The sequence below is a fragment of the Microvirga lupini genome (assembly GCF_014191055.1).
Lineage (GTDB): Bacteria > Pseudomonadota > Alphaproteobacteria > Rhizobiales > Beijerinckiaceae > Microvirga > Microvirga lupini_A.
This window is the reverse complement of sequence record NZ_JACHWB010000009.1, coordinates 92,214-108,947: the sequence shown is the minus strand read 5'-3', so window position 1 is coordinate 108,947 and position 16,734 is coordinate 92,214. Positions and strand designations below refer to the sequence as shown.

17 protein-coding genes are annotated in these 16,734 nt (G+C 62.8%); 2 read left to right on the top strand and 15 right to left on the bottom strand.

Annotated features, from left to right (window positions below):
- Positions 1–168: 168 nt before the first annotated feature.
- From FHR70_RS21935 to hisD, 4 genes are all read right to left on the bottom strand, one after another.
- On the bottom strand, positions 169–1,329 hold the full coding sequence (locus FHR70_RS21935; protein ID WP_183454228.1) for an MFS transporter: 1,161 nt from the start codon (positions 1,327–1,329) through the stop codon (positions 169–171).
- A 219-nt stretch (positions 1,330–1,548) separates the two neighbouring features.
- Entirely contained in the window at positions 1,549–2,481 is a 933-nt protein-coding gene (locus FHR70_RS21930) for a 3-hydroxyacyl-CoA dehydrogenase (RefSeq protein ID WP_183454226.1), read from the bottom strand.
- Positions 2,482–2,504: 23 nt separating this feature from the next.
- A complete protein-coding gene (locus FHR70_RS21925; RefSeq protein ID WP_183454224.1) occupies positions 2,505–3,263 on the bottom strand; it encodes an SDR family NAD(P)-dependent oxidoreductase in 759 nt (252 codons plus the stop codon).
- Positions 3,260–4,567, bottom strand: coding sequence for a histidinol dehydrogenase (hisD, locus tag FHR70_RS21920; RefSeq protein WP_183454222.1), 1,308 nt, complete (start codon positions 4,565–4,567; stop codon positions 3,260–3,262). The genes FHR70_RS21925 and hisD overlap by 4 nt, the downstream gene beginning before the upstream one ends.
- Positions 4,568–4,763: 196 nt before the next feature.
- Between hisD and FHR70_RS21915 the strand changes: the two genes are divergently transcribed.
- A complete protein-coding gene (locus tag FHR70_RS21915; protein ID WP_210277741.1) occupies positions 4,764–5,750 on the top strand; it encodes a LacI family DNA-binding transcriptional regulator in 987 nt (328 codons plus the stop codon).
- Here the strand turns inward: FHR70_RS21915 and FHR70_RS21910 are convergent.
- From FHR70_RS21910 to FHR70_RS21885, 6 genes are read right to left on the bottom strand one after another with little or no spacing between them, the layout of a single operon-like run.
- On the bottom strand, positions 5,738–6,481 hold the full coding sequence (locus FHR70_RS21910) for an SDR family NAD(P)-dependent oxidoreductase (RefSeq protein WP_183454218.1): 744 nt from the start codon (positions 6,479–6,481) through the stop codon (positions 5,738–5,740). The two genes, FHR70_RS21915 and FHR70_RS21910, sit on opposite strands and share 13 nt — an antisense overlap.
- The gene (locus FHR70_RS21905) at positions 6,478–7,119 is read right to left on the bottom strand and encodes an isochorismatase family protein (protein ID WP_183454216.1); all 642 of its coding nucleotides are present in this window, start codon (positions 7,117–7,119) and stop codon (positions 6,478–6,480) included. The genes FHR70_RS21910 and FHR70_RS21905 overlap by 4 nt, the downstream gene beginning before the upstream one ends.
- Positions 7,116–7,736 (bottom strand): 3-isopropylmalate dehydratase small subunit, encoded by a 621-nt coding sequence (gene leuD, locus FHR70_RS21900; protein WP_183454214.1) that lies wholly within the window; start codon positions 7,734–7,736, stop codon positions 7,116–7,118. Before leuD ends, FHR70_RS21905 begins: the two co-directional genes overlap by 4 nt.
- On the bottom strand, positions 7,733–9,148 hold the full coding sequence (gene leuC / locus FHR70_RS21895) for a 3-isopropylmalate dehydratase large subunit (protein ID WP_183454212.1): 1,416 nt from the start codon (positions 9,146–9,148) through the stop codon (positions 7,733–7,735). Before leuC ends, leuD begins: the two co-directional genes overlap by 4 nt.
- A 22-nt stretch (positions 9,149–9,170) precedes the next feature.
- Entirely contained in the window at positions 9,171–10,034 is an 864-nt protein-coding gene (locus FHR70_RS21890; RefSeq protein WP_183454211.1) for an isocitrate lyase/PEP mutase family protein, read from the bottom strand.
- A gap of 43 nt (positions 10,035–10,077) precedes the next feature.
- Complete coding sequence (locus FHR70_RS21885) at positions 10,078–10,827, bottom strand: maleate cis-trans isomerase family protein (protein ID WP_183454209.1); 750 nt, start codon at positions 10,825–10,827, stop codon at positions 10,078–10,080.
- 188 nt (positions 10,828–11,015) lie between these two features.
- On the opposite strand from FHR70_RS21885, the gene FHR70_RS21880 reads away from it, so the two are divergent.
- On the top strand, positions 11,016–11,786 hold the full coding sequence (locus FHR70_RS21880; RefSeq protein WP_183454207.1) for a GntR family transcriptional regulator: 771 nt from the start codon (positions 11,016–11,018) through the stop codon (positions 11,784–11,786).
- A 19-nt stretch (positions 11,787–11,805) separates the two neighbouring features.
- On the opposite strand, the gene FHR70_RS21875 is transcribed toward FHR70_RS21880, so the two are convergent.
- From FHR70_RS21875 to FHR70_RS21855, 5 genes are read right to left on the bottom strand one after another with little or no spacing between them, the layout of a single operon-like run.
- Positions 11,806–12,678, bottom strand: a complete 873-nt coding sequence (locus FHR70_RS21875; RefSeq protein ID WP_183454205.1) for an MBL fold metallo-hydrolase — start codon at positions 12,676–12,678, stop codon at positions 11,806–11,808.
- A gap of 7 nt (positions 12,679–12,685) precedes the next feature.
- Positions 12,686–13,522 carry an SDR family NAD(P)-dependent oxidoreductase gene (locus tag FHR70_RS21870; RefSeq protein WP_183454203.1) on the bottom strand — a complete coding sequence of 279 codons (837 nt, stop codon included), beginning with the start codon at positions 13,520–13,522 and terminating at the stop codon, positions 12,686–12,688.
- A gap of 32 nt (positions 13,523–13,554) precedes the next feature.
- A complete protein-coding gene (locus tag FHR70_RS21865; RefSeq protein ID WP_183454201.1) occupies positions 13,555–15,057 on the bottom strand; it encodes an aldehyde dehydrogenase in 1,503 nt (500 codons plus the stop codon).
- Positions 15,041–15,841, bottom strand: coding sequence for a GntR family transcriptional regulator (locus FHR70_RS21860; RefSeq protein ID WP_183454199.1), 801 nt, complete (start codon positions 15,839–15,841; stop codon positions 15,041–15,043). The genes FHR70_RS21865 and FHR70_RS21860 overlap by 17 nt, the downstream gene beginning before the upstream one ends.
- Complete coding sequence (locus tag FHR70_RS21855; protein ID WP_183454197.1) at positions 15,808–16,707, bottom strand: polysaccharide deacetylase family protein; 900 nt, start codon at positions 16,705–16,707, stop codon at positions 15,808–15,810. The genes FHR70_RS21860 and FHR70_RS21855 overlap by 34 nt, the downstream gene beginning before the upstream one ends.
- Positions 16,708–16,734 lie beyond the last annotated feature (27 nt).

Below are 16,734 nucleotides of genomic sequence, written 5' to 3'. Positions count from 1 at the left end.
ACGTACAGTACCAGCGCACACACAGCAGGATGATCTCAACCGGAAAGCGACGGCGCTTGAACAGAGACACGGGAGCGGATCCTTGATGAACCGCTTCTCGCTATACGGCCGAGGTTAATGCAACGGTGCCGTTTCGGGCTGGGGAAGGCTTCGGCATCCTGGTCTCTCCTAAGCCGAACGGCCCAGAGGAGATCTGAGGAGCTGGCTGGCTGCCACGCCCGTAACTGCTAGAATCAGAGCGCCCCCAGCGCAACTGGGTGTCGCCCCGAGGATCGGCAACGCTGCCCCATACGCTATCGGTCCGATCGCCTGTCCCATGAAGAAGCTGAAGGCGTGCAGTGAGAATGCCGATGCCCTCGCACTGGGCGCAAGTTCCGTAACCTCGGTCTGCACAGAATTGTGCAGCAGGAAGAAGCCGAACCCGAGCACCGCCATCGAGGCCATCTGTGTGGCCCAGCTCACGTCCAATCCGACAGTCCCAAGAGCCACGGCGGCAATGCTACCGCCGGCGACCATCATCGCAGGCCGCTTCGCGAACTTCAGGATGAGGGGGACGGCAATGGCATACAGGAGCCCTCCGATACCAACGCCACCGATCACGAACCCGGCCTCACGCAACCCGCCGGCTCCGCGTGAGCGCAGGAGCTCCCCGATAAAAGGCATGATGCCGTAGATCGCGAGGCCTTCCAGGAAAACGATCGAAAAGCACACGAAGGATCGAGGGTTACGCAGGACCATGCGATAGCGATCAACGGCCTCCGCAATACTCGGCGGCGCTGCCCTTTGACCATTCGGCTCGGGTAAAAGCATCATCGCCGCTCCAGCCGCAATCGCAGTCAGAACGGCGGCACACCCGAAAACGCCGCGCCAGCCAACCCATTCGGCGATCATGCCCCCGACGCTGACACCAACGATTTGACCAATCAGCGTGGCTCCAATGTAGCGGCCCATCGCCACTTGCCGGACAGCAAGCGGGAAGTTGTCCCCGATTATTGCCATACACACCGGCATGATCCCGCCGGCTGCCACACCACCGAGAGCCCGGGTGATGAACAGCACCGTCAGGTCGGGCGCCAGGGCGGAAGCGAGCAGGCACAGCGCCAGGCTCGTCACAGCCACCTTGACCACCAAAGCCTTGCCGAACGCGTCCCCTGTTGGGCCGAGAAACGGCTGGCTCAGACCGAAGGGCAGCGCAAACGCCGAGGACAGGATAGCCACGACGCCCACTGATGTGGCGAAATCCGACGCGATGGTTGTGATGAGCGGGTCGAGGAGGCGGGTGGCAAGCGCCCCCGAGAAACCGCACAGGGAGAGGATGAACAACAACATGGGTCTGAGCCGTACATGAGCGGCGGGGGCTGTCCAGTCCGGCATAGCATAGTGGAGTCAGCACAAGCTCTGCTCTCGATTGAACGCCGACGGAGTACGTAGTGAGGGTCGGCCTTGATCCGGGCGAAGTTTGAGAGGAGGCTGAGGCTTCACCCACCAATCGTCCTGGAGCGCGTCCGGTCCCTGCACGCGACCTGCAGCCGAGGCTTTCTGTGAACCTCAGCGTCGAGAGGCGAGCAGCGCCATGAGTCGTTCGTCGCGCCATGCCCGTCGAGCCTCTAGGTCGGTAGACGGAAGAGCCGCGCGGCGCTCTGCCGTCGCCCGGGCGACGGCCTCTTGGCTCCAGTGTCCTGAGGGTTCGCGATCGGCCGCAAAGCCGGCGTACATTGGCCCCAAGCGGCGTGCATAGTCGTCGATACCTCCCGGCGCATTGAGGTCGATGGTCTCGAATGGTCCCATGAAGGACCAGCGCAGGCCCAGACCGTACGAAATCGTGCGGTCGATGTCTTCGGTGCTGGCATAGCCCTGCTCGAACAGTGACCAGGCCTCGTCGAGCAATGCCCCTTGCAGCCGGTTAAGGATAAAGCCCGGCACCTCGCGGGTGAGCACCACCGGCACCTGTCCGACATGATCCATCAGCGTGCGGGTGCGGGTCACTGTGTCCGGGTCGGTCCACGGCGCGGGCACTATTTCAACAACCGGCACTAGATGCGGCGGGTTAACCGGATGTGCAACCGTGAAACGGGCCCTATTAACGCAGTCCTCCGTGAACGAGGATGCAGGCAGCCCTGATGTCGAGCTGCCAACGATGGCGTTGGGCGCGAGGAACCGGTCGATCTCCGCCGAGACCTGACGCTTCACCTCCACAATCTCAAGGACGGATTCCTGGATGTACGATGCTCCAGTTACGGCCGCTTCAAGCGTCTCCACCAGCTCGATCCGGGCCAGGATGGCTTCGACGTCATCGATAAGGCGGTGCCGTGCCATCGCATCGAGCGCTTCGCTCAGCAGGCCGGGCAGGGCATCACGGATGGCTGGGGAGGCATCGAAGACGTGAACCTTGCGCCCTGCGCGGGCGAACACGATGATCCAGCCGGCGCCGACGAGGCCGGCACCCACGATGGCGATATGTGGTGTCGAGGCGGTGTCCATAGGCGTGCTCCAGATAGGCGGGTTCAGCCGGCAGTCCACCCGCCGTCGACGACGATGGATGTTCCGGTCATCAGGGCGGATGCATCGGAGGCAAGAAACACCACAGCGCCCATTATGTCTTGCAACTGACCGAGACGACCCAGCTTGATCTTCGACAAAACGTGGCCGTGATAGCTCGGGTCCAAAAGCGATCCGGCCGTCATGGCCGTCTCGATGAAGGTCGGAGCGATGGTGTTCACGCGGATGCCCTTGGGCGCGAGATCTATGGCGAGAGCTTTTGTCATGCCCTCGACCGCCCATTTCGACGCGCAGTAGGCGCTGCGCAGAGCGCCGCCCACATGGCCCATCTGAGACGAGATTTGGATGATCGTTCCGGCGCGGTCTGTCTCGATCATGCGCGCCGCGACGACCTGCGTGGCGAAGAAGGCCGCGCGCGCATTGAGATCCATGACGGCATCATAATCCGCCTCGGTAACGTCAAGGAAAGGCTTTGGCCGGTTCGTCCCAGCGCTGTTGACGAAGATGTCGAAACCATCTCGCTCGGCAAGAGCAGCCCGCATCGCGGATGCATCGGTGATGTCGATAGCGAGCGCCTCCGCATTGGCAATCGCAGCCGCAGCCGAGTCGAGATCCGCGGAAGCTCGTGCGACAAGAGTCACATGCGCACCGGCATCGGTGAGCGCCGTGGCCGCGGCAAGACCAATGCCACGGCTTGCTCCCGTGACGAGGGCGCGCCGGCCGTCGAGCCGGAACGACGGCGTTTTGGGCAACGCAATGTTCATTCGGCGACACCGGCATAAGGCACGTTCCGGCCGCCGTAGCGGCGAACGCGAATGTTGGCCTGCTCGCCGTGGCCAGAGAAGCCCTCCAGGGCGCAAAGCCTGGAGCAGTACTCGCCGATCATGGCCGAAGCGGCATCGCTGTCGATGCGCTGATAAGTGCAGGTTTTGAGGAACTTGCCCACCCAGAGCCCACCGGTATAACGCGCGGCCTTCTTGGTCGGCAAGGTGTGGTTGGTGCCGATGACCTTGTCACCGTATGCGACGTTCGTGCGTGGTCCGAGGAAGAGCGCGCCGTAGTTCGTCATGCGCTCGAGGAAGAAGTTTGGATCTCGAGTCATGACTTGGACGTGCTCCGACGCGATACGATCAGCTTCTGCGACCATCTCGTCATCGCTGTCGCAGACGATGACCTCGCCAAAGTTGTCCCAGGCCTTGCGGGTGATTTCAGCTGTTGGCAGAGCTGTGAGCAGGCGCTCAACCTCGTTCATGGTGTCGCGCGCCAGTTCCTCGGACGTGGTGAGAAGGATGGCGGGTGAATCCGGGCCATGTTCGGCTTGGCCGAGGAGGTCGGTGGCACAGAGTTCACCGTCGACGGTCTCGTCGGCGATCACGAGCGTCTCCGTGGGACCGGCGAAGAGATCTATGCCAACGCGGCCGAAGAGCTGGCGCTTGGCCTCCGCAACGAAGGCGTTGCCTGGCCCCACCAGCATGTCGACGGAGTCGAGCGTATCGGTGCCGAGCGCCATCGCGGCAATCGCCTGCACGCCGCCTAAGCAGTAGATCTCATCGGCACCCGCCAGATGCTGCGCAGCCACGATGGCCGGCGCGGGCTTGCCCTTGTAGGGCGGTGCAGAGGTCACCACGCGCGGCACGCCAGCGACTTTGGCCGTGATGACAGACATGTGGGCTGAAGCGAGGAGCGGGTATTTGCCGCCCGGAACGTAGCAGCCGACCGAATTCACGGGCACGTTCTTGTGGCCCAGTATAACGCCCGGGAGAGTCTCAACTTCAATGTCGGTGATGGCGGCGCGCTGATGTTGGGCGAAATTCCGAATCTGACCTTGCGCGAAACGGATGTCGTCGAGATCGCGCCCGGTGAGTTCGCTCAGGCAAGCCTTTATCTCAGTGTCCGTGAGTCGGTAGTCGCTCCGATCCCAACCGTCAAACCTGACCGACAGTTCTCGGATCGCCGTGTTGCCCCGCGCGCGCACGTCGTCGAGGATTGCCTCGACCGTATCGCGGATCTTGCGGTCCTGATTGGCGGCGTCGCCAGCCAATGCACCCTTCTTCAGCCAAACAGCCATGGTCGTTTCCCGCTTCACATTTGCATCCGTATGCATAACGCTGTCTTCCGACTGAAGCAAGTTGAATAACTCGCTAGATCGGCTACTAAGAGGAGAATCTGTTTGTGGTTCAGGCTATCTTTTGCATCTGATTTCAGACAATTATATCGTGATGGGAGAACGGATGTCGAAACAGCCTGGTAGGCAAAAAGGGCCGGTGACCTCGCGCGACGTTGCGCGGCTGCTCGGCGTTTCCCAGTCGATGATCTCGCGCGCCTTCGACCCGCGCGCGAGCGTCTCGCCGGCCAACCGAACCCGTATTGTCGAGGCTGCTAGGGCGCTCGGATACGAGCCGAATGTCATCGCGCGCTCGCTCGCGACTCGGCGCAGCAGCATCGTGGCCATTGTTATGGGCAGTATGGAGAATCCGTTCTATACGGGCGTACTCGACCAGTTGGCGCAGGCCCTTGATGAAGCTGGCTTGCGTTCGCTGCTGTTCCGTGTGCCGCCGGGACAGGACGTTGACGATCAACTGCCGGCTCTCAGACGCTACAATGTAGACGGCCTCATCGTGGCCTCAGCCTCGATCTCGTCGCGGATCGCAGCTGAGTGGCGCAGGGACGACCGGCGTGTCGTGCTGATCAACCGGACCGTGCCGGACGCGTCGGTTGCCAGCATCTCCTGTGACAATTGCGGCGGAGGGCGACAACTCGCCGATCTCCTCCTCGACAGCGGTCACAAACGCTTGGTTTACGTCGCGGGCCCACGCAATACGTCAACGAACAGGGACCGCGAGGACGGCTTCATGGAAGGGCTGATGGAGCGCAATGCGGGATTGGTCGGACGTATCGACGCCGGCGAGTATTCGTTCAATGCGGGTGCGGCCGCCGCGCACAGGGCGGCAGCGCTGAAGCCCGACGGCATCTTCTTCGCCAATGACATCCTGGCGCTTGGCGGCTTGGACGCATTGCGGCACGAACTGCGCCTCCAAGTGCCTAAGCACGTGTCGGTGGTCGGGTTCGACGATATCGAGATGGCTTCCTGGCCGTCCTACCGGCTGACGACGATTCGTCAGCCGGTGAGCGAGATGGTGTCCAGTGCCGTCGCGGCCGTCGCGGCCTCTGCAACGGCGCAGGCGAACTCGATTAGTCTGCCTGGTTTGCTGGTCGAGCGCGGCAGCGTCATGCGCCGTCACGGCATGTAGGCGCCGCCGTTGATCCACAGCACCTGACCTGTCATATAGCTGGAGCTCCGTCCGAGCAGGAACAGGATCGGTCCAACCACATCCTCGGGTTGGGCGAGGCGCTTGAGTGGGATGGCCGCAAGATAGGGTTCGACATTGACGATCACCGGCGCGTCCTCGTTCGAGCGACCGGTGCCTCCCCGCAGGAAGGCCGTGTCAACAAGCCCGGGTGCAACCGCGTTGACTCGCACCTTCGGAGCCCACTCGAGCGCCAAGGTCTTGGTCATGGCGATCACGCCGGCCTTGGCGGCCGAGTAGGAGCCGTAGCCAGGGCGGACGAAGCTCGCGAGGCCGGAGGAGACGTTCACGAAGGAGGGTGCCTCCCCGCCCAACAAAGGCAGAAAGGCTTTGGTGGCCAGAAACGTTCCGCGCAGGTTGCCGGCGATGACGTCATCAAAATAATCGGTCTCGGTGTCGGCCAGCGGAAAAAGATGGCTGTTGTAACCGGCTAGATTTACGAAACCGTCCACCCTGTCCCACATCCGGCTCAGTTCGGCAGCGGCCGCCTTCACCGAGCCCTCCGAGAGGAGGTCGAGGGGGATGCTGGGAACATCAAGCCTGTGGCGTTCCAGCGATGTGGCCAGATCGAGCACACAAACGTCGTCGCCCTGCGCGTGCAGCTGCTCGACGAGCTTGCGGCCGATGCCCCCGGCGCCTCCTAGGATCGCAACGCATCGTGCCGATGAGGTCATGCGCGTGCTCCGCCCTTCAGCCGTGAGAGATAGGCGAGAACATCGGCTTCCGAGACGACGTCCGCATACTTGGCATTCATGTCGAAGAGGTTGGCCTCGTGAGGCGCCGGGTGGCGGTCGCCGCAGGCATCTGCCACGACAATGGTCCGGAAGCCGTGCGACATGGAATCCACGCAGCTGGCGCGGACGCAGCCGGAGGTCGTCAACCCGGTAAGGATGACACTGTCGATGCCGCCTGCCGTGAGGGTCGAGGCAAGCGAGGTGCCGAAGAACGCGCTGGGATACTGCTTCGACACGATGATCTCGTCGTTGCGCGGTACGAGGCCCTCGGCGAAGGCAGCGGTTTTGCGCCCCTTGATGAAGTTGTGCAGGGGCTTTGCTTTCTCGAAGAAGCGGCCGCCGTTGATGCCGCCTTCCTGGTAGGTGACCTCGGTCAGCACGACCGGAACGCCAGCCGCATGAGCGGCTTCGCGGATTCTTAGCGCGGATGCGAGCGCCGCATCGACACCGGCATATAGCTCCGACTCCGGATCGTAGTAAGCATGGGCAAAGTCGATGAGCACGAGGGCCGGGCGCTGGCCGAAGCCGACCCTGTTGCTGTAGGCCTTCTTGTAGTTTTCGGAAAGATCGCTCGTCACAGGCGGGTCTCCAGGAATAGCCAGGGTTGCGCGGCGCGGTGGCTCTGCTCGAATGCGGCGATCCTCTCGCCTTCCTCTTTCACGAGGATATCGGTTTCATCCCAACCGTTGAGCAAAGCCTGCCTCTGATCCTCGGGAATGTCGATGGGAGCAACTGCCTCGCCATCGACCTTGAGCACCCGGTTCTGGAGGTCGATGGTGAAGATCGCGCCGATCTTGGCGCGGGCGCCGAGATCGGCGGTCAGCTCCTCCGAAAGGATCAAGGGAAGCAGTCCGTTCTTCAGCGAATTGGACGCGAAGATCTCGCCGAAACTCGGCGCGATCACGCAACAGATCCCGTGGCCGGTCAGAGCCCACACAGCCTGTTCGCGGCTCGACCCGCAGCCGAAGCCTGAACCGGCGATCAGAACCTTCGCGTCAGTAAAGGGCGCGCGGTTGAGCACGAAGTCCGGCACGGGTGTGCCGTCGTCTTCGTAACGCCGGTCACGAAACAGGTACTGGCCCAGTCCTTCGCGGTCGAGCAGCAGGAGATAGCGCGCCGGAAAAATGATGTCGGTGTCGATGTTGGTGGCCGGCAGGTAGGCCGCATGCGACTCGATGGTGGTGAAAGGTTTCATGCCTCTGCTCCCACAAGCTTGCGAACGTCCGTGAGGCAGCCCGTCACCGCGGCGGCAGCGGCCATGGCCGGACTCATGAGATGGGTGCGGCCGCCAGCGCCCTGGCGGCCTTCGAAATTGCGGTTGGATGTGGAGGCGCAGCGCTGGCCCGGTTCGAGCCGGTCGCCGTTCATGGCAACGCACATGGAGCAGCCTGCGGCGCGCCACTCGAAGCCCGCGGTGCGGAAAATCTCGACCAACCCTTCCGCCTCGGCCTGTCGGCCAACCAAGCCAGAGCCCGGGACCACGATAGCCCTCACGCCGGGCGCCACCTTACGGCCCGTCGCGATGGCGGCGGCGGCGCGTAGATCCTCCAGGCGGCCATTCGTGCAGGAGCCGATGAACACCGCGTCGATCGGCGTCCCCTCGATCGGGGCTTCGGCTGAGAGACCCATATAAGAAAGCGCGCGTTCACGGCGTCCGCGCCGGGTGGCATCGGGCTCGGCTGCCGGTGCCGGGATGCATCCGTCGATTGGCAGCACATCTTCGGGCGAGTTGCCCCAGGTCACGACCGGCGCGAGCCCCGTGACGCCGATGGTGACTTCGCGGTCGAACACCGCGCCGGGATCGGAGTGCAACGTCTTCCAATAGGCGAGAGCACGCTCCAGCATCTCGCCGGTCGGGGCCAGTGGGCGGCCGGCAATGTAGTCGAACGTTGTCTCGTCGGGCGCGATCATGCCGACGCGGGCACCGGACTCGATGCTCATGTTGCAGAGCGTCATGCGCTCCGCCATCGACATGGCGGAAATCACCGGCCCGGCGTATTCAATGGCGTGGCCGCTTGCTCCGTTGGCGCCGATCCGCGCGATCAGCGTCAGGGCGATATCCTTGGCGGTGATCCATGGCGCACGCGTGCCGGTGACAGTCACCCGCATCGTCTTGGCCCGGCGCTGGCGGATCGCCTGGGTGGCCATGACGATGCCGCACTCGGACGCGCCGATGCCGAAGGCGAGCGCGCCGAGCGCACCATGTGTCGATGTGTGGCTGTCGCCGCACGCTAATGTGATCCCCGGCAGGGTGAATCCCTGTTCGGGCCCGACCACGTGAACGATGCCTTGACGCAGGTCATCAAGCGGGATGAACGGAATGTCGTGACGGGCAACGTTCTCGATCAGGCGCTGGGTCTGCGCTCGGGCGAGCGGATCGGCGATCGGCTTATGGCGGTCGACGGTCGGAACCGCATGGTCCGGTACTGCGAGATTCGCGCTCCTGCGGTGCAGGGTGCGGCCCTTCTCCTCCATGGCTAAAAAGGATTGCGGGGTTGAGACCTCGTGCAGCAGATGCCGATCCACATAGATCAACGACGATCCATCCTCGTAGTCACGGATGACGTGACTGGACCAGATCTTCTCATACAATGTGCGATCCGCCATCGTTGTCACTCCGTACTGGTCTTTACGAAACCTGAGCGTACTTCTTCTCGAACGCCCAAACATCCTCGAAGCCGATGAGCTTGTTGAACTCCGAGAACGGGTACAGTTCAATCGACGGGCTCGTCTCGCCATTGGCAAGCAGATCAGCATAGGCCTTCTGCAGGGCCGCGCCGACCGACAGGAACCCGATAGCCGGGTGGATGGCGATGGAGTAGCCCATCTCGGCCAAGCGCGCGGCGGACAGGAGCGGAGTGCGGCCGCCGTTGACCATGTTGGCGAAGAGTGGAGCATCAATGGCTTCGGCCACCCTCAGCATCTCCTCTTCGGATTCCGGAGACTCGATGAAGACCACGTCGGCGCCGGCCTTCGCGAAAGCCTTGCCACGACGGATCGCCTCGTCGAGCCCAAGGCTGGTTCGGGAATCGGTGCGGGCGATGACCAGGAAGTCGTCGCTCTTTCGGCTGTCGACCGCGACCTCGATCTTCTTGACCATGTCTTCCAGAGGAACCACCCGGCGGTTCGGAGTATGCCCGCACTTCTTGGGATACTCCTGGTCCTCGATCTGAATCGCCGTGACGCCGGCATCCTCGTAACCGCGCACGGTGTGGCGCACGTTGAGAAGGCCGCCGTAGCCGGTATCCGCATCCGCGATGATCGGCTTGTTGGTCTGCTTCACGATCTGGGCAATGCGCTCGATCATGTCGCGATAGGTCGCAATGCCCGCGTCCGGCAGGCCGAGATACGATGCGACCGTGCCGTACCCGGTCACATAGAGCGCCTTGAAGTCCATCGTGTTCGCCATGAGGGCGGAGATCAGATCGAATACGCCGGGGGCGAGAATGAATTCCTTGTCGCGCAGGGCGTGGCGGAGAATGGGGTCTGCCATTGTGGTTGTCCTTGTGTTTCTTCGAAGTGCTTTGAGGCGTTGGTTAGTATCGCGAGAAGAGAGTTCCGGCCTCGGCGATGCTGTCCGTGATGCCGGCCGCCCGCAGGCTTGCCCAGAGGGTCGCCTGGTTCGAGGTGACCACGGGCACGCCGAACTCCGCCTCCAGATCGGCGATGAGCGGCAAGGTCGGGAAATCCGTGCAGGTGATGAGCAGGGCCTCGCTGCCGGGCACGAAGCAGGCGCGCGCCGTCTCATGCACCTTCTCGAGCGGCGTCTGGGCGATGAGTGGGTATTCCGATGGGCCGCCGGCGCCGATGCCGAGGCCGATCAGGCGCTCGACTGAGAAGCCGTTCTCTTCGAGAAAGTGGGTCTCATGGTCGTTGAGCGCCGCGTAGTAGGGGGTGGCGACCGATAGGCGGCGCACGTGGAGCGCCTTCAGGGCGGCAACGATTGCCGCCGAGGTGGTGACGGCCGCAATGCCGTTGCGGGCCGCGATCTCGTCCGGCAGCCCGTTGACGGGGTTCATCATCGAGCCGGCGGTACAAGCATAAGCCACGACGTCGACGCGGGCCTGCTTGAGCAGTCCTACTGCGCCGGACAGATCATGAATCAGCTCGGCGCGTCCCTCCGGTGTGTTGGCGCCCGGATGTAACGGCATCCGGTGCGTGTGAAACGTCACCCCGGCCGGCACCAGCCGCGACCATTCCGCCTCATTGACGGTGTTCGTCGGAGGAACGATCAACCCGAGCTTGGCCCGGGAGGAATAGGTCGATTGATGTCGCTGCTGGCTCATGAGTAAATCTTTAGTACGGACGAATAGGACAATCAAATTCTAAATTGTCCATATTAATATCTGGAGGCGGTCGAAAATTCCTGCTTTGTGCCCTAGCGGCCCCTATATGGCCCCTAATGTCGCTACGATAGGGTTGCGGCTTTGTCTGGACTGCGTAACAACCGCCCATAATTCAGGAAGGACAGTCTATGACAAACCCGGCGATTGCCGTGAGCGAAGAGGCGCCGGAAGGCGGCCCGCTCTACTTGCGCATCCAGAAAACTTTGCAGGACCGCATCACCGACGGCACCTATGCGGTCGGCAGTCTCATCCCGACCGAGGCCGAGCTTGCTAAGGAATTCGAAACGAGCCGTTTTACGATCCGTGAGGCCCTGCGTCACCTGACGGGGCTTGGAATCGTCGAGCGGCGTCAGGGCGTCGGCACGCGCGTGGTTTCGACCCGCTGGCAATCGAACTACGTGCAGTCCTTCAACACGCTGCAGGAACTTTTCCAGATCGCGCTTGAGACTTACTTCGTTACCCACGAAGTCAAGCGCATCACCCTGACGGCCGAGCTTGCGGAGATTGCCGGCGGTCGGCAGGGCGAGGAGTGGTTCCAGCTTGACGGTGTACGCTGGACGGAGCCCGGCGGCAAACCGATCTGCTACATCCAGTGCTACATTCCTGCGCGGTTCGCCGATGTAGTCCCGCAGCTCAACTCCCATCAAGGACCGTTCTTCGCACTTCTGGAAAAGTACGCGGGGGAGCCGATCGACGAAGTAATCCAGGAAATTCGCTCCGTCGCCATGCCGCCGAAAATCGGGCAGGCCATTGGCCTCAGGCCGAACGCGCTGGCGCTGCAATTGCTGCGGCGCTACTCGACGGAAAGCGGGATGTTGATCAGCTCCGTGAACTGGCATCCGGCCGAGCAGATGAAGTACGTCATGCGCATCCATCGGCGTCCCCAAGCATCCGATTAGCTGTTCGTGGCCGGCGTGCTCATACGAAGACAGGACGGAAGCCGCAGCTGCAACGCTGGACGCGCAATCCGCTCGCGTGACGAATGTGCGAGGGCACGATGATGGTGCCCTCGTCGGCAGAGCGCTCCAGCAGGCGAGTCCGGGTCTCGGCAGCCTCGACCGGATCGGAGCAGAATCGGCTGGACCAGAGCGGCTTGAAGACTTGGACCGGTGAATGGATCGCGTCGCCGCAGAACAGAATGTGCTCATCGGCCCCATAGGTGAGGTCGAGACCGACCTGTCCGGGGGAGTGACCGGGCAGCGGCACGATGGACAGTCCCGCGGCCAACTCGAAGCCGTCGTCCACCGTGTCCATCTGGCCCGCCTCGATCACCGGAAGCACGCTGTCTGTATAGGCCCCGTGGTTGTGCGCGCCGGGTGCGATGCGTTCCTCCTCCTGCCAATGGGCAAGCTCGGACGATCCGGTTAGATAGCGCGCGCGCGGAAAGGTCGCCACCCAGCGTCCATTGTCGAGGCGCGTGTTCCAGCCGACGTGATCGGCATGAAGATGGGTGCAGAGGACCACATGGATGTCTTCGGGCCGCAATCCTGCGGTTGCGAGCGCCTCGAGATAGCCCGAGCCGGTGCGCCGATGCCAATCCAGGCGGCGCGGACGCTCCTTGTCCTCGCCGATGCAGGCATCGATGAGGATGTTGAGACCATTGACCTGGAGCACGAAACTCTGCACGCCGAGCAGAACGGTGCCGGCATCGAAGTCGACGTGATGCGGCGCGAGCGTCGCGGCCTCGGTCTGGATCTCCGCGAGTTTCGCTTCAGGCAGCAGAAAGTCGATCGGCAGCGCGAAGGGATCGAGATCCACGATGCGGTGAAGCTTGGCGTTTCCGATTTCCATCCTGCACCTACATGATCGCGGGGCGCTCGACCTGGGGCGAGCGCGATGCGGCGGCTGCTTCCGTGGCGGGCAAGGCATCGTCCCACAGGCGAGCGATATAGCGGCCGCCCGTCTGGCCATTTGAGGCGTCGGAACAGAGCCACCCAATCGCGCGACGCATGATCGACGACGGCAGCAGATTGCCGTCCGCACCACGACGGACGCCGCTTGGAGGAAGCAGGTCGGTATCGGCGGCGCCACCGGGCAGATAGGCGTTGACGTCCACGCCGGTACCCTCGAGATCCTGCGCCCACACGCGGGAGGCGGCCTCCAGCGCCGCCTTCGACGGCCCGTAGGGGGAATAGCCCCTGCGCACCATCGTCTGATCAGACGTGGAGATATTGATGATCTTGCCGAAGCCCTGCGCAACCATGTGCGGCGCAACTGCGCGCGCCATATAGAACGCGCCGTTAAGGTTGGCGTCGATGATGGCGCGCCAGTCGTCCGGCTTCGCTTCCCAGAACTTCGTCGGGACCGTGTTGAACGTCTCTGAGATGAGGCGCATGCCGCGGCCGGCATTGTTGATCAGCACATCGATCCTGCCGAACCGCACCAACGTGGCGGCCACCAATCCGTCGCAGGCAGCCGGGTCTGCGACATCGGCAATATGAACGAGAATGGAGCCGCCCGCGAAGGCTTCGGCATCGGACGCGGTGGCGCGCAGCTCGGGCGTATCGGCCGAGCCGCAGATCGCGACCTTGCAGCCAGATGCCGCGAGTTCAAGAGCCATTTCACGACCCAGGCCGCGCGATGCGCCTGTGACGATGACCACGCGGTCGCGGAGAGAAGGACGGTAATCGGTCATTGCTGTTTGGTGTTTCCATTGCGTGGTGGCGATCAGGACAAGCCGAGGCGGGGAAGCGAACGCTTGCCGCGCGCGATTATGGTGCTCTTCATTTCGGTGAACATGGCTCGCGAACCGTTGCCGCCCTCACGCCCAAGGCCGGACTGCTTGTAGCCGCCGAACCCGGTCCGCAAATCGCGAATGATCGGCGTATTGACCAAAACGGTGCCGGTGCGCAGATCGGCGGAGACCCGCAAAGCGCGTTCGAGGTCGCGCGTCCAGATATAGCCGACGAGCCCGAAGACGCTGTCATTGGCGCGCGAAACGACATCCTCCTCCTCGTCGAAGATCTGGATCGTCGCGAACGGCCCGAAAATCTCCTCCTGGCAGATCGCCAGGCTGTTGTCGGGAGCGAGCATGACGGTCGGCTCGGCAAAGAATCCCCTGTCGAAGCCTTCGAAATCCTTGCCGCCGGCGAGAAGCGTGGCGTTCTGCCCAAGACCGGAGGCCGCATAGCGCTTCAGGCGGTCCCGTTGCGCGGCATTGATCATGGGACCGATCTCGGTGCCGGCGACCAGAGGATCGCCGATGCGCAGGGCTTTGACACGCTGCTCGAAAGCGCCGAGGAAGCGGCCCGCGATCGGGCGCTGAACAAAGATGCGGCTGCCGGCAAGGCACATCTGCCCATTGTTCATGAAGGCGCTCAGGAGCGCAGCGTCAAGCGCGGTATCGAAATCGGCATCGGCGAAGATGATATTCGCGGATTTTCCACCGAGCTCCATGGCCGGCCGCTTGATGCCCTTCGCCATAGCGGCCAGGATGTTGGCTCCTGTCTGCGTCCCGCCCGTGAACGAGAGCATGTCGATGCCGGAATGCGCGCTCAGCGCGGAGCCGGTTACCTGGCCCGAGCCGTTGACGAGATTAAGCACACCCTCGGGCAGAACGCCATTCCCAATGATTTCGAACAGGCGGGCCACTGTCAGGGGCGTCAATTCCGAGGGCTTGACCACGCAGGTATTGCCGAAGGCCAGCGCGCCGGCGATCTTCATCGCGGTCAGGCCGAGCGGCATGTTCCAGGGGCCGATCAAGGCACAGACGCCGAGCGGCTCGTAAGTCACCTGGCTGAGGATGCCGGGCTCTTGAGTATAAACGTCGCCGCCGGCCTGCCCGATATACTCCGCGAAGAATCGAAAATTGTGGGCGGCGCGCTGGATGTGGAAGGCACGGGTGAGGCCTGCCGGAATGCCGGTGTTGATCGCCTCGAGCTCAGACAGCTCTTCGGAATGCGCCATAATCGCGTCATGGATCGCCATCAGGGTCGCCTGACGCTCAGCAACCGTAGTCTTGCGCCACGGTCCGTGGTCAAATGCGGCGCGTGCAGCCCGTACGGCTCGGTCGACATTCTCGACCGAGTCCTCGTGCAGGACAGCAATCGTCTTCTCCGTCGTTGGATCGAGGATCTCTATCTCGGCGCCGTCGAGCGGAACAGGTCTGCCGCCGATATGTCCACCGACATGGAGCGGCCTATCCGTCAGCGCGTCACGTTTGCTGGTCATGCGAATGCTGTTCCTTGGGTTGCTGGTTGCGCGACGGCTCCCGTTTGAACGGTGGTGACTTTGGCCGCGTCGAGAGAATGTGGCCCGTCATCGAAGCCTCCGCCCAATCGCTGTCCCGCTGGGTCAACGCGTCCAGTATGTCACGGTGGTGAGCGTTCGAGCGAACGATGTTCAGCTTCTGGTCCCAAATGAACTTCTTGATCGTCGTCAGAGGAACGGCCACGGTCTGGGCGACCAGCGCCTGGAGCTGGCTGGACCGCGCCGCGCGAACGATGATGCTGTGGAACTCGGCGTTCAACCTCAGGAAGCGCTCCGCTGCGATTTCCGGATCGAGGCCAGACAACTGGTCGATTTTGTAGATGCTGTCGGCAAGCGCATCGAGTTCCGGCTGCGTGATCCGCTGGGCCGCCAGAGACGCCGCGTAGCCCTCGATCTTGGCGCGCAGGCCAAAAACGACGGTGATCTCCTCGAAGGAGAAATCGGCAACGAAACGATGCCGGTTCACTTGCACGGCAAGCCCCTCGGCGACGAGGCGCCCAAGTGCGTCACGCACGGGTGTGCGGCTTGTGCCCGTCATCTGCGCGAGAGGCTCCTCGCGCAGATGCTCGCCGGACTTCAGAACTCCGTTCAGGATTGCGCGGCGAATACCGAGATAGGCCTTGTCGGCTGGCCGCCCGCGGCCGCTGTCGTCGTCAATGAGGTTCAACTCGTCGAGAGCGAACTCCCCCGCGCCTACAAGGCTGAGCGAGCTCAGATGTGACTCGAGTGGTTTTGCAGATACCATTCGGCTATCTCCTCACGGGTCGCGAACCAGACGTCGTCGAATTGCTTTGCGTAGCGGATGAAATCGCGCAGCGCCCGGATGCGATAGGCTTGCCCGATTACGTGGGGATGCAGCCCGATGTTCATGAAGCGCCCGCTCGTAGCGCTTTCGGCATAAAGCCAGTCGAACTGCTCCCTGAACATCTGCAGGCCACTCTCGGCGCTCAAGCCCTGTCGCAGGAAGCTGAAATCGTTGACCTCTGACGTATAGGAGATCGACACCATCGGCCTGCCGCTGCGTGTCTCGACGAGATAGGGCTGATCGTCGTTCAGAAGGTCGGTGACGAAGATCAGGCCTTCTTCTGCCAGAATATCGATCGTGTTGAGGGTCGAGCGCAGCGAGCTCGAGAGCCAGCCTTTGGCCTTCCTGCCGCACACCTCCTCGTATATGTCCAGCGTCTTGCGGATGATCTCCCGTTCGGCCGCCTCATCGAACATGTAGTCGGTCAGCAATTCGGACTGCACGTAGTTATGGGCGACGATTTCCCATCCCCGCTCCAGCGCGGCATCCACGGCCGGCCGCCGTTCCAATGCCATTTTGGCGTTCATCGTGCAGCTGGTCTGAACACCTTCGGCATCGAACACGTCGAACATGCGCCAGACACCGACTCGCTGACCGTACTCGCGCCATGTGTAATTGGCATTGTCGTAGACGTTGCCGGGGAGGTCGCCGCCGACGATGCTCGGCCCGCCCGGGTAGAACGGCTTGGCAGTGTCACGGACCGGATCCCAATATTCCAGATTAGTTGTCAGGATAATCGCCAGACGTTTGCCGTTCGGCCAACGCAGAGGCTTTCGATGCGTGATCGGGATAAAATTGTATTTCATCTGGAGCTCTCCGGTCCGCGCACGGCG

Bases quoted from the DNA above. Each gene is read 5' to 3' on its own strand.
- FHR70_RS21935 (WP_183454228.1), bottom strand. From the start codon at position 1,329: ATGTTGTTGTTCATCCTCTCCCTGTGCGGTTTCTCGGGGGCGCTTGCC.
- FHR70_RS21930 (WP_183454226.1), bottom strand. From the start codon at position 2,481: ATGGACACCGCCTCGACACCACATATCGCCATCGTGGGTGCCGGCCTC.
- FHR70_RS21925 (WP_183454224.1), bottom strand. From the start codon at position 3,263: ATGAACATTGCGTTGCCCAAAACGCCGTCGTTCCGGCTCGACGGCCGG.
- hisD (WP_183454222.1), bottom strand. From the start codon at position 4,567: ATGGCTGTTTGGCTGAAGAAGGGTGCATTGGCTGGCGACGCCGCCAAT.
- FHR70_RS21910 (WP_183454218.1), bottom strand. From the start codon at position 6,481: ATGACCTCATCGGCACGATGCGTTGCGATCCTAGGAGGCGCCGGGGGC.
- leuD (WP_183454214.1), bottom strand. From the start codon at position 7,736: ATGAAACCTTTCACCACCATCGAGTCGCATGCGGCCTACCTGCCGGCC.
- leuC (WP_183454212.1), bottom strand. From the start codon at position 9,148: ATGGCGGATCGCACATTGTATGAGAAGATCTGGTCCAGTCACGTCATC.
- FHR70_RS21890 (WP_183454211.1), bottom strand. From the start codon at position 10,034: ATGGCAGACCCCATTCTCCGCCACGCCCTGCGCGACAAGGAATTCATT.
- FHR70_RS21885 (WP_183454209.1), bottom strand. From the start codon at position 10,827: ATGAGCCAGCAGCGACATCAATCGACCTATTCCTCCCGGGCCAAGCTC.
- FHR70_RS21880 (WP_183454207.1), top strand. From the start codon at position 11,016: ATGACAAACCCGGCGATTGCCGTGAGCGAAGAGGCGCCGGAAGGCGGC.
- FHR70_RS21875 (WP_183454205.1), bottom strand. From the start codon at position 12,678: ATGGAAATCGGAAACGCCAAGCTTCACCGCATCGTGGATCTCGATCCC.
- FHR70_RS21870 (WP_183454203.1), bottom strand. From the start codon at position 13,522: ATGACCGATTACCGTCCTTCTCTCCGCGACCGCGTGGTCATCGTCACA.
- FHR70_RS21865 (WP_183454201.1), bottom strand. From the start codon at position 15,057: ATGACCAGCAAACGTGACGCGCTGACGGATAGGCCGCTCCATGTCGGT.
- FHR70_RS21860 (WP_183454199.1), bottom strand. From the start codon at position 15,841: ATGGTATCTGCAAAACCACTCGAGTCACATCTGAGCTCGCTCAGCCTT.
- FHR70_RS21855 (WP_183454197.1), bottom strand. From the start codon at position 16,707: ATGAAATACAATTTTATCCCGATCACGCATCGAAAGCCTCTGCGTTGG.